Annotated in this window: 8 protein-coding genes; 2 read left to right on the forward strand and 6 right to left on the reverse strand. The window is 71.0% G+C overall.

The genetic code is table 11. The features are described from left to right. The first annotated feature begins 395 nt into the window (after nt 1-395). On the forward strand, nt 396-2,825 hold the full coding sequence (locus tag AB0J67_RS21850; protein WP_363485242.1) for a transglycosylase domain-containing protein: 2,430 nt from the start codon (nt 396-398) through the stop codon (nt 2,823-2,825). A gap of 81 nt (nt 2,826-2,906) precedes the next feature. On the opposite strand, the gene AB0J67_RS21855 is transcribed toward AB0J67_RS21850, so the two are convergent. After that, the gene (locus AB0J67_RS21855) at nt 2,907-3,347 is read right to left on the reverse strand and encodes a hypothetical protein (RefSeq protein WP_363485243.1); all 441 of its coding nucleotides are present in this window, start codon (nt 3,345-3,347) and stop codon (nt 2,907-2,909) included. Between the two features lie 129 nt (nt 3,348-3,476). Between AB0J67_RS21855 and AB0J67_RS21860 the strand changes: the two genes are divergently transcribed. Continuing rightward, nucleotides 3,477-4,562, forward strand: coding sequence for a winged helix DNA-binding domain-containing protein (locus tag AB0J67_RS21860; RefSeq protein ID WP_363485244.1), 1,086 nt, complete (start codon nt 3,477-3,479; stop codon nt 4,560-4,562). A gap of 138 nt (nt 4,563-4,700) precedes the next feature. Here AB0J67_RS21860 and modA read toward each other — a convergent pair whose 3' ends face one another. The 5 genes from modA to AB0J67_RS21885 form a co-directional block, all read right to left on the reverse strand. After that, nucleotides 4,701-5,480, reverse strand: a complete 780-nt coding sequence (modA, locus tag AB0J67_RS21865; RefSeq protein WP_363485249.1) for a molybdate ABC transporter substrate-binding protein — start codon at nt 5,478-5,480, stop codon at nt 4,701-4,703. Nucleotides 5,481-5,929: 449 nt separating this feature from the next. After that, nucleotides 5,930-7,630 (reverse strand): endo-1,4-beta-xylanase, encoded by a 1,701-nt coding sequence (locus AB0J67_RS21870; protein WP_363485245.1) that lies wholly within the window; start codon nt 7,628-7,630, stop codon nt 5,930-5,932. 205 nt (nt 7,631-7,835) lie between these two features. Further along, nucleotides 7,836-8,855: a LacI family DNA-binding transcriptional regulator gene (locus tag AB0J67_RS21875; protein ID WP_363485246.1), complete on the reverse strand. Its 1,020-nt coding sequence runs from the start codon at nt 8,853-8,855 to the stop codon at nt 7,836-7,838. Nucleotides 8,856-9,077: 222 nt separating this feature from the next. Then, the gene (locus AB0J67_RS21880; protein WP_363485247.1) at nt 9,078-10,097 is read right to left on the reverse strand and encodes a LacI family DNA-binding transcriptional regulator; all 1,020 of its coding nucleotides are present in this window, start codon (nt 10,095-10,097) and stop codon (nt 9,078-9,080) included. 118 nt (nt 10,098-10,215) lie between these two features. Next, the coding region (locus tag AB0J67_RS21885) for a carbohydrate ABC transporter permease (RefSeq protein ID WP_363485248.1) at nt 10,216-10,935 on the reverse strand (720 nt) is incomplete at its 5' end.

The following is a 10,935-nucleotide window of genomic DNA, read 5'->3' on the forward strand; positions in this document are numbered from 1 at the left end:
AGCGGCCCTGCTGGGGAACTTGCACAAGAGGAAGACAAAACCAAACATCGGTTTGTCGAAATCTTGCACTATGTTGGGAGCAACGTTACCGACGTGCTACCGGTGCGTCAACACTTCGGTCTCCATTGGTATGGCGGCGATCGGTCCACAAGGTTCGATCCGCGCCGACGATCGGAGGGCCGCCCGGCACCCGCCTCGAAGAGGTGATCACTTAGCGCAACCACTTGTGGTGTGTTGTGCGTCTTGCACATCAAACGGATGCCCGCGATGCTGGCGGCGCGCGTGTGCACCGGCCCGCCGCCCTCGTCGCCGGGCGGTGCGTCATGCGAGGCCGAGCTCTGCCCACCCGACACGAGGCGGTGACCCCGATGCGCAAGCGGGACCACAACATTTTCGTGAACCTCGCGTCCATGCTGACCTGCGGGTTCCTCTCCGGCGTGGTCGTCGCCGCGGCCGCGTTCCCCGCGGTGGCGATGTCCGGGCTCGCCGCGAAGGCGGGAGGCGAGGCCTTCGGGCAGCTCCCCGACGAGCTGACCGTCAAGCGCTCCCCCCAGATCAGCTACCTGTACGCCTCCGACGGCAAGACGCCACTGGCCACCATGTACGACGAGAACCGGCGCGACCTGCCGCTGTCGGAGATCCCCGAGGTGGTCAAGCAGGCGGTGCTGGCCGCCGAGGACCAGAAGTTCTACGAGCACAACGGCGTCGACGTGATGGGCGTGGCCCGCGCGTTCATCGCCAACAAGCAGGCCGGCACGGTGGAGCAGGGCGCCTCGACGCTGACCATGCAGTTCGTGCGCCTGTCGATCTCGTACTCGGCGGACACCGCGCAGGAGGTCGTGGACGCCACGGAGGACACCACCCGGCGCAAGGTCCGCGAGATGCGCTACGCGATGGCCATTGAGCAGCGGATGAGCAAGGACCAGATCCTCGAGGGCTACCTGAACACCGCCTACTTCGGCAACCGGGCGTACGGCATCTTCGCCGCGTCGAAGGTGTACTTCGACAAGGAGCCCAAGGACCTGACCGCCGCCGAGGCCGCGTTCCTGTCCGCGCTGGTGAAGTTCCCCGGCAAGTACGACGCGGTGACCGGCGAGGGCGAGCAGGGCGCGATCGAGCGGCGCGACTACGTGCTGCAGGAGATGGTGCAGACCGGCGCGCTCACCCAGGCCGAGGCCGACAAGCACAAGACCGAGAAGCTCACCATCGTCGGCAAGGTCACCCCGAACGGGTGCGTGCAGACCAACAACATCAAGTGGGGCTTCTTCTGCGACTTCTTCCAGCGCTGGTGGAACCAGCAGGAGGTGTTCGGCGCCACCACGTTCGACCGCGAGCGCGCGCTCAAGTCGGGCGGCTTCCGCATCATCACCTCGCTGGACGTCACCACCCAGGCCGCGATGGACAAGAGCATCAACCGGGCGCTGAACAACAACCCGGACCTGCCGGGCAAGAAGTGGAAGTGGAAGTCCGACGCGGTCATGCTGGCCGGCGTCGAGCCCGGCACCGGCAAGGTGCGGGGCCTGGCCACCAACCGCAACTTCAAGCTCGACAGCAAGGCCAAGCCGACCAACGGCAAGCACTCCAACCCGGCGCTGGCCCGCAAGGGCGTGCGCGGCAGCTACCCGAACACCACCAACCCGCTGCTGTCCGGCGGCCCCGACATCGGCGGATACCAGGCCGGCTCGGTCATGAAGATCTTCACCCTGGTGGCCGCGCTGGAGCGGGGCTATCCGCTGGCCACGGTGATCAACACCAAGGCGCCGTACATCTCGAAGATCCGGATCTCGGGTCCGCCGAACTGCGGCGGCTACTGGTGCCCCAACAACTCCGGCAACAAGAACTGGGGCACCCAGGACATGTGGACCGGGTTCGGCAACTCGGTGAACACGTTCTTCGTGCCGCTGTTCGAGATGGTCGGCGGCGAGCGGGTCATCGACACCGCCAAGCGGCTGGGCCTGACCTTCTACGACAACCCCAAGGAGAAGATCGACGACGCGTACTTCGCCGCGCACGCCGACGGCTGGGGCCCGTTCACCCTCGGCGCCTCCGACCACACGCCGCTGCAGATCGCGAACGCGTTCGCGACCCTGGCCGCCGACGGGCAGTACTGCGAGCCGATCCCGGTCGAGCGGATCCTGAACAACAAGGGCGAGAAGCTCGACGTCGGTGACAAGCGCTGCAAGCAGAACATCAACCGCGACGTGGCCCGCGCCGCGATCGACGCGGCCCGCTGCCCGGTCGGCGACCGGTCGCTCTACGGCAGGTGCGGCGGCACCACGGCCCGCGACTCGCGCGACATCATCAAGAAGCACATCGCGGGCAAGACCGGCACCACCGACGACTCCAAGTCGGTGACGCTCACCATCACCACCAAGCAGCTGGCCATCTCCGGGTTCCAGACCGACCCGGACTGGGCGCAGGTGAGCACGCACAAGATGTCGCACCGCGTGGTCAACCCGGCGGTGCAGTACGCCCTGCGCGACGCCATGAAGGGCAAGCCGTCGATCCAGTTCAGCAAACCGGGCAGCAGCAAGCTGGTCACCGGCACCCAGGTCAGCATCCCGGACGTGAAGTGCAAGCCGGTCGCCGAGGCACGGTCGATCCTGCGCGGCCGGGGCTTCGACGTCGAGATCTCGCGGCAGCCGATCGACTCCGACTGCCCGAAGGGCACCGCGGCCGGCACCTCGCCGGAGAAGCGGACCATCAAGGGCGGCGTCGTGGTGATCGAGGTCAGCAACGGCAGCAAGGCCAAGCCGACCACCCCGCCCGGCCCGGGCCCCGGCCCGGTGGTCCCGCCGCCACGACGCAGCTCCATCCTGCCGTGATGAGATCCGCCCTTCCGTGACAGAGGCGCGGCCCCCGCTGAAAGACTCAGCGGGGGCCGCGCTTCGTTGAAGGAGAGGAGATCAGCGCGCGGACATCCGGTCCTCTTCGCGGGCCTCCTCGCGGGCCAGCTCCGCCTCGCGGGCCTGCACCGCGGCCTCGGCGTCCCGGGCACCGGCCGCGTTCGCCTCGGCGGCACGCCGCGAGGCCAGCTGCGACTCCATGCTGTCGTGCTTGCGCTGCAGGTCGCGCATCTCCGCACGCTGCTGCTGCAGCTCACGACGGGTCGCCAGGCGGCGGCGGGCCCGGCGGCCCGCACCGCTGAACATCATGGACAGGCCGATCAGGACCAGCGCACCACCCACGGCACCGGCCAGGAACACCTGCCCCACCGTGAGCTCGGCCTGGTAGCCGAACAGCTCGACCGTGCCCGCCGGCGCGGTGAACAGCCCGTCGTTGTTCATGAAAGCCGCCAGGGCCAGCCCGGACAAGCCGAGGACCAGCAGCAAACCAAGCAGAATCATCGTTTCGCCTCCTGCCCGCCGACAGCGGTCAATGGATGGGTCATCGGCCCGCTGATACCCCCGCCGTGCCGCCGTAAACGGCGTTCGCGCGCGGCCCGGCATGTCGGCGCCCGTGGCTAGGCTGGGGACATGATCGATCGGCGACAGGTGCTGCGCTTCCGGGTCCAGGCCCAGCAGCTCGACCGCACCACGGGCACCCTCGACGACACCGCCGTGCTCGACATCGGGGTGCAGGACACCGGCCCCGACGGCGCGGGCTGGGCGCTGGCCGTCCGCGGCGCCGACCCCGCGGACCGCGACGACCTGGTGCTGCTGTGGACCGTACGCGGCGCGCCGCACTACTACCGCCGGGCCGACCTCGGCCGGGTCGCCGCCGCCGTCGCGCCGTTCTCCGACGCCGACGCGGGCAAGCGCATCTACGACGCGGCCAAGCCGCTGAAGGCGGCGGGCATCGCCAACCTCGCCGCGCTCGACGAGGTCGCCGCCCGGATGCGGGAGATCGTCACCGAGCCGACCGTCAAGGGCGACGTCTCCGGCCGCCTGGCCGCGCTGATGCCCGAGCCGTACCTGCGGTTCTGCCGCCCGTGCGACGCCACCCACCTGTTCGAGATGCCGTTCCGGCTGGCCGCGATCCGCGCCGGGATCGAGCTGGCACCCGGCACCTCTCCCCCGGTGCTGCGCCGCGCCCGCGGCTTGCGCGCCGCCGCCACGCCGGGCGACCGGTTAGACCTGATCAGGGCATACCTGCGGCTGCTCGGCCCGGCCACCCCGAAACACGTGGCCGACTACCTCGACGCCCCGGTCAAGGACGTCAAGGCACGCTGGCCGCAGGACACCGTCGAGGTGACGGTCGACGGCGAGAAGCGCTGGCTGCTGGCCGCCGACGAACCGGCGCTGGCGTCGGCGGCGGCGCGCGGCGTGCGGCTGCTCGCCCCGTTCGACCTGTTCCTGCAGGCCAAGGACCGCACCACGCTGGTGCCCGACGAGGCCAGGGCCAAGCAGCTGTGGCCGGTGCTGGGCCGGCCCGGCGCGGTGCTGGTCGACGGCGAGCTGGCCGGGGTGTGGCGGCCCCGCAAGGCGGGCAGGCGGTTCACCCTGTCCGTCGAGCCGTGGGGCAGGATGTCGGCGACCGTCCGGCAGGGCGTCACGGAGCAGGCCGAGCGGCTGGCGGCGTACCGCGGCGCCGAACCGGCCGGGGTGGACTGGACGGACTGAGGCCGCGCCGGCGGGTGGGTCGATCGGACCGAGGCCGCGCTGCCGGGTGAATTGATCGCTGTTTTGCCGGATACCGAAGCCAGACCTGACTTTCCGGCACGGGAGCGCGATCATCCCCCCTCCGGCAGGGCACACCGGTCAGGGAACCTGGAAGCCCGCCTCGCCGAGCACCGCCCGGCCCCGGGCGGACTGGACGAAGGCGAGGAACGCCTGCGCGGCGGCCTTGTTCGGGGCGTTCTTGAGCACGACGATCGGATAGTCGTTGACCGCCTGGGCGGACTCGGGGAACTCCACACCCTCGACCTCCGCGGCGGCGGCCCTGGCGTCGGTGCGGTACACCAGCGCCGCGTCGACCTCGCCGAGCCTCACCTTCTGCAGCGCCGCCTTGACGTCCTGCTCCAGCGTCACGGGGGTGAGCTTCACCCCGGCCGCCGCCAGGGCCTTGCTCGCCGCCGCCCCGCACGGCACCTGCTCGGCGCACAGCGCCACCTTGAGATCCGCCTTGGACAGGTCGCCCAGCGCGGCGATGCCCCTCGGGTTGCCCCGGGGCACCGCGATGACGAGCTGGTTCTTCACGAACACGGTCGGGGCGCCGTCGGCGTCGCCCGCGTCCACGACGGTCTGCATCGTGGCGGGGCTTGCCGCGGCGAAGACGTCGGCCGGCGCACCCTGGGTGATCTGGGTGGCCAGTGCGGAGCTGCCCGCGAAGTTGAAGGTCACCGTCGTGCCGGGGTTGGCGGCCTCGAACTCCTCGCCGAGCCGGTTGAACGACTCGGTCAGCGACGCCGCGGCGAACACGGTCACGTCACCGGTCACCCCGCCGCCCGAACCACCGGCCGGCGCAGCGGGGCCGTCCGAGCCGCACGCCGCCAGCGTCAGCGCCACGGCGGCGGCGAGCGCGGCCGCCGCCGCGCGTATCCGGTGCCCCATGATCGTCGCCCCTCCCCTGCCGACCGCCCGCCCGTGACGAGCCGACGTGATCACCTCTACCCCGGCCGGACCGTCCGTCCTGCCGGACACGCCGAGCCATCACCAGGACGATCCGAGCCTACCGCTCGCACATGCAAGGTGGTCATGCCGTTCTCACTGTCTCCTGCAATGGTCCTGATGACCCGAGCCGCGCATCTGCAGCGGACTCGAATCGGGACGGCGCAGAGGGAGGGAACAGGGCGGTGCAAGGGATCCGAACGCAGGGAGTGGTACCGGGCGGGGCATGGGAGAACGCTCGCCGACCCGCGTCCGGGTGGGTTGCCGCAGGCACACGCCGCGGCCGAGCGGCTGAAGACGCGGATGTGGGTGGGCTGCCGTCCGGGCGTCGGGCAGCCCACCCGGTGCGTACGGTGAAGGGAGAACCGTACGCGGTCAGGTCACGGCGTGGCGCAGGTGAAGCCGCTCGCCGTGGACGTGTTGCCGCTGGGCCGGCTGACCTGGAACCCGAACGCGGTGCTCCCGCCCGCGCCGAGGTTGCCGTTGTGCGCGGCGTTGCGGGCCGTGACGGTCTGCCCGCTGGTGGTCAGCGTGGCGTTCCAGCTGCCGGTGATCGTGTGGCCGGCCGGGAGCGTGAAGGTCACGGTCCAGCCGCTGATCGCCGAGGTGCCGCTGTTGGTGACCCGGACCGGCTCGATCACGTAGCCGGTCTGCCACTGGGTCTGCACGGTCGCGGCGGCCGTGCAGCCGCCGCCCGTGCCGCCGCCCGTCGTGGTGGTGACGGTGACGGTGTTGGACACCGCGGAGACGTTGCCCGCCGCGTCACGGGCCCGGACCTGGTACCGGTAGGTGGTGCCCGCCGACAGACCCGTGCTGCTGAACGAGGTGGTCGCCGCCGTGCCGACCTGGGTGAAGGAGCCGCCGGAGGCGCCCGGCGCGCGCAGGATGTCGTACCCGGAGACCGCGACGTTGTCCGTCGACGCCGTCCAGGACAGGTTGACGCTGCCGGCGGTCACCCCGGAGGAGGCCAGGCCGCTCGGCGCGGTCGGGGCCTGCGTGTCACCGGTGGGACTGCCGCCGAACGCCGTGTGCACCGCGGTGTACGCCGGCTTGGCCTGGTAGTTCTCGTCGTAGATGAGCGCCGCGCCCTCGCTCGGGAACGTGTCCGGCACCCACGAGTACTTGTCGGTGAAACCCCAGATGGTGATGCCCGTGCAGGCGGTCACCTCGAGGCACGCGTTGACGGCGTTGGTGTAGTACTGCGCCTGGGTCGCGTCCTTGGCCGAGGTGCGCGGCGTCTGGATCCGGATGTCGAGCTCGGTGATGCGCACCTCGACGCCCAGCGCGGCGAAACGCTGCAGGTTCTGCCGCATGTCGCTCGGGAAGCCGTACTGCGTGGCCAGGTGCGACTGGAAGCCGACGCAGTCGACCGGGACGTTCTGCGCGCGCAGCGACTGGACCAGGTTGTACATCGCGGTGCTCTTGGCGTTGATGCCCTCGACGTTGTAGTCGTTGATGCACAGCTTCGCGTTCGGGTCGGCGGCGCGGGCGTAGCGGAACGCGTCGGCGATGAAGCCCTGGCCGAGCGTGTTGTACCAGAAGCTGGTGCGGAAGCCGCCGTTCTCGTCGAACACCTCGTTGACCACGTCCCACGAGACGACCGCGGGGTTGCTCGCGTACCGGCCGACGACGGTGGCGATGTGGTCCTGCATCGCGGTGCGCATGGCGGTGGCGCCCAGGCCCTGCACCCAGCCCGGCGTCTGGCTGTGCCAGACCAGGGTGTGGCCGTGCACCTGCTGGTTGTTGGCGACCGCGAAGTCGACGATCTGGTCGGCGCCGGACCAGGTCCAGTTGTTGTCCGAGGGCTCGGTCGACTCCCACTTCATCGCGTTCTCGGCGGTGACCTGGTTGAACTCGGTCTGCGCGATGGTGCGGTAGGCGGCCTCGCCGGCCAGCGGGCTGGTGGCGGCGGCGAAGCCGATGAACTTGCCCTTGGCCGCGGCCAGGGTGCGCAGCGGCGTCGCGGCCGTCGCCGGCGAGGGCGACAGCACCGGCACCGCGAGCGCGGACACCAGCGTCAGCGCGGCCAGGGACGCCAGGCGGCGCGGCGTGGCGCGGAAACGGACGCGTGAAGGCGTCACTCGTCTCTCCTTGTCGGATGGTGAGCGGCGTGCCGGAGCACCGGCGGAGCGCCCGCCGAGGGCAGTCATGCGGAGCCGTCCGGGCAGGGGACTCCGCAGCGCGGCGGGCGCTTCGACGGCTGCGACACATCGATGGAAGCGATCACCATCCTGGGTCTACAGCAGAGAGACCGTCAAGAACTTCCGGAAAACTATCGGAGTATTCCTATGCCCGCGGCGGCTTCGCGCTGTCCCGCACCACCAGCTCGGTGGCCAGCTCCACGCGCAGGCTCTCCACGTGCTCGCCGCGGGCCAGGCGCAGCACCGTCCGCGCGGCGACCATGCCCATCTCGGCCAGCGGCTGGCGGACCGTGGTCAGCGGCGGCGACGACCAGCGCACCTCGGGCAGGTCGTCGAAGCCGACCACGCTGACGTCCTCGCCGACGCGCAGGCCCTGCCTGCGTACGGCCTCGTAGACGCCCAGCGCCATCTGGTCGCAGGAGGCGAAGATCGCCGTCGGCGGGTCGGGCAGCCGCAGCAGCCGGGTGCCCCCGGTGAAGCCGGACTCGTGGTAGAAGTCGCCCTGGTGGATCAGGCCGTCGTCGACCGGCAGCCCGGCCGCCTCCAGCGCGGCCCGGTAGCCGTCCATCCGGGCCCGGCTGCACATGAGCTGCGGCAGCCCGGTGATCAGGCCGATCCGCCGGTGGCCCAGGCGGATCAGGTACTCGGTGGCGGCCAGGCCGCCCGCCCAGTTGGTCGCGCCGACGGTGGGCGCGTCCTGCTGCGGGATGCCGTCGGCGTCGACCAGCACCACGGGGATGTTGAGCCGGCGCAGCTCGGCCTGCAGCGGCGGCTCCACCATCGAGGTCACGAAGATGACGCCCTCGGTGGCGCGGGTGCGCAGGCCGTCCAGCCACTGCTTGGCCGAGGCGGTGCGCCGGTGGATGGCGGAGACCACGGTGCCGATCCCGGCGGCGTGGGCGACGTCCTCGACGCCGCGGATGATCTCGACGGCCCACGGGCTGTCCAGGTCGTTGAAGACCAGGTCCAGCAGGCCGGAGCCGGCCCGCCCGGCGCTGGCGCGGCGGCGGTAGCCGTGCCGGGTGAGCAGCTCCTCGACCCGCGCCCGAGTCCCCTCGGCCACATCGGAGCGCCCGTTGACCACCCGCGACACGGTCGGCACGGACACCCCGGCCAGGTCCGCGATCGCGGCGATGGTGACCTTGGGGGACTTGTTCACGGCCACGGCAGCTCCTCGCGCGACGGGCCACCGGAGGGGGTCCCGGCGGCCTGACCCACAGCCTAGTCATGAAAGTTTCGCACGACTACCGATACTTGTTACCAAGCTCCCCACGGCCCGCCGGCACTCTGCAGTTTCGGGGAAACCGCAGCATCGGACGTCCGATTGCCTGCACTTTCCCCGAAACTGCGGCACCGCACCGGGTGCGGGGAGCGTGGCGGGGCCGCGTCAGGTGCGGGGTGCGGCGGCGCTGTCGCGGACGATCAGTTCGGTGGCGAGTTCGACTCGCGGGCTCTCGATCTTCTCGCCCTGCGCCAGCCGCAGCACGGTACGCGCGGCGAGCAGCCCCATCTCGGCCAGCGGCTGGCGGACCGTGGTCAGCGGCGGCGAGCACCAGCGCACCTCGGGCAGGTCGTCGAAGCCGACGACGCTGATGTCGTCGGGCACCCGCAGGCCGCGCTGGCGTACCGCCTCGTAGACGCCGAGCGCCATCTGGTCGCTGGACGCGAAGATCGCGGTGGGCGGGTCGGCCAGCTGGAGCAGCTGGGTGCCGCCGGCGAACCCGGCCTCGTGGTAGAAGTTGCCGGGGTAGATCAGCTTGTCGTCGACCGCGACGCCGGCCGACTCCAGCGCGGCCCGGTAGCCGTCGACGCGGGCCCGGCTGCACATGAGCTGCGGCAGCCCGGCGATGAAGCCGATGCGGCGGTGGCCCAGGCCCAGCAGGTACTCCGTGGCGCGCAGGCTGCCCGCCCAGTTGGTGGCGCCGATGGTGGGCGCCTCCTGCGGCGGCACGCCCGCCGGATCGACGATGACGACCGGGATGTTCAGCCGCCGCAGCTCCGCCTGCAGCGGCGGCTCCAGGGTGGACGTCACGAAGATGACACCCTCGGTGGAGCGGGCCCGCATGTTGTCCAGCCACTGCTTGGCCGCCGAGGTCCGGCGGTGGATGGCGGACACGACGGTGCCGATGCCCGCGGCGTGGGCGACGTCCTCGACGCCGCGGATGATCTCGACGGCCCAGGGGCTGTCCAGGTCGTTGAAGACCAGGTCGAGCAGCCCGGAGCTGGCCCGCATGCTCGGCGGCCGGCGCCGGTAGCCGTGGCGGGTGAGCAGCTCCTCGACGCGCTCGCGGGTCTGCGGGGACACGTCGGAGCGGCCGTTGATGACGCGGGAGACGGTGGGCACGGACACGCCGGCCAGGCGCGCGATCGCCGCGATGGTCACTTTCCGGTTCTCTTCGGAAGCCACGGTTCGCCCTTTCGTCATCGCCCGAGCCTACGGTGGGAAGATCCCCGGCACAGCAACCCGTTCGGTGGGCTGCTGTGCCGGGCCCCACCCCCCGGCGGGGTCATCGGTGGCTGGATCGTCAGCCCTTGACGCTGCCGGCGAGGCCGCCGACGAGTTGTCGTTCGGCTATGGCGTAGAAGCCGAGTGCGGGGATCATGGACAGTACGACGTAGGCGAGGACGCGGGCGGTGTCGTCGGCGTACTGGCCCTGGAAGGCCTGGACCCCGACGGGTAGGGTCCACCAGCTCTGGTCGGTGAACACGACCAGCGGGAGCATGAAGTTGTTCCAGCTCGCGACGATCGCCAGCACGGACACGGTGGCCAGCGCGGGCCGGGCCATCGGGAGCAGGATGCGCCAGAAGAACCCGAACGGCGTGCACCCGTCGAGGGTGGCCGCCTCCTCGACCTCGGCCGGGATCGTGCGGAAGAACTGCCGCAGGATGATGATCGTCGTGGGCAGTCCGAACGCGGCCTGGGGCAGGATGACGCCGAGCGGGTTGTCGAGCAGTCCCATGCTGCGCAGCAGGATGAACAGCGGCAGGATCGCGACCGCGAACGGGAACATCAGCCCGACGGCGAACAGGGTGAACAGGAACTCCCGTCCCCGGAACGCGAACCGCGCGAACACGAACGCCGCCATCGCGGAAGCGCCGACCACGACCAGGACGGTGGCCACGGCGATCACCGTGCTGTTGGCGAGCTGGCGCCAGAAGACCTCGGAGCCGAGGATGCCGGTGTAGTTCTCCGGCACCCACGGGTCGGGCCAGCCCAGGGGGTTCGTGGACAGCTGGCCGTTGTC

This window comes from Catellatospora sp. NPDC049609 (assembly GCF_040675365.1).
Lineage (GTDB): Bacteria > Actinomycetota > Actinomycetes > Mycobacteriales > Micromonosporaceae > Catellatospora.

Excerpts from the sequence above, each read along its gene's own strand:
- AB0J67_RS21855 (WP_363485243.1), bottom strand. The coding sequence starts at position 3,347 with ATGATTCTGCTTGGTTTGCTGCTGGTCCTCGGCTTGTCCGGGCTGGCC.
- AB0J67_RS21860 (WP_363485244.1), top strand. The coding sequence starts at position 3,477 with ATGATCGATCGGCGACAGGTGCTGCGCTTCCGGGTCCAGGCCCAGCAG.